This window comes from Nonomuraea sp. NPDC003804 (genome assembly GCF_040610675.1).
Lineage (GTDB): Bacteria > Actinomycetota > Actinomycetes > Streptosporangiales > Streptosporangiaceae > Nonomuraea.
The window spans coordinates 17,083-17,831 of sequence record NZ_JBEXMT010000038.1 but is presented as its reverse complement, the minus strand read 5'-3'; the positions used below and the strand labels follow the sequence as shown (position 1 = coordinate 17,831).

General features: G+C 71.2%; 1 protein-coding gene. It reads right to left on the bottom strand.

Annotated elements, in window-relative coordinates; translation table 11 throughout:
- Window positions 1-749, bottom strand: a 749-nt coding sequence (locus ABZX22_RS38110) for a tetratricopeptide repeat protein (protein WP_354919607.1), incomplete at both ends; no start/stop codon positions are given.

The following is a 749-nucleotide window of genomic DNA, read 5'->3' as shown; positions in this document are numbered from 1 at the left end:
CGAGGTTGTTACGGGAAGCGAGGGTGTCGGGGTGGTCGCCGCCCAGCACCCGCTGGCAGTCGGCGAGCGTCTGCTCCAGCAGCGGGATGGCGCGACCCAGATCCCCCGCCGTCTGGTAGGCGTAGGCGAGGTTGTTACGGGAGACGAGGGTGTCGGGGTGGTCGCCGCCCAACACCCGTTCCCGCTCGGCCAGCGCCTGCTCGTACAGCGGGATGGCGCGACCCAGATCCCCCGCCGTCTCATAGGCGCCAGCGAGGTTGTTACGGGAAGCGAGGGTGGAGGGGTGGTCGCCGCCCAACACCCGTTCCCGCTCGGCCAGCGCCTGCTCGTACAGCGGGATGGCACGGCCCAGATCCCCCGCCGTCTCATAGGCGCCAGCGAGGTTGTTACGGGAGGCAAGGGTGGAGGGGTGGTCGCCACCCAACACCCGCTGGCAGTCGGCCAGCGCCTGCTCGTACAGCGGGATGGCACGGCCCAGATCCCCCGCCGCCTCATAGGCGCCAGCGAGGTTGTTACGGGAGGCAAGGGTGGAGGGGTGGTCGCCGCCCAACACTCGTTCCCGCTCGGCCAGCGTCTGCTCCAGCAGCGGGATGGCGCGGCCCAGATCGCCCGCCACCCGGTAGGCGCCAGCGAGGTTGTTACGGGAAGCGAGGGTGGAGGGGTGGTCGCCGCCCAACACTCGTTCCCGCTCGGCCAGCGTCTGCTCCAGCAGCGGGATGGCGCGGCCCAGATCGCCCGCCACCCGGTAG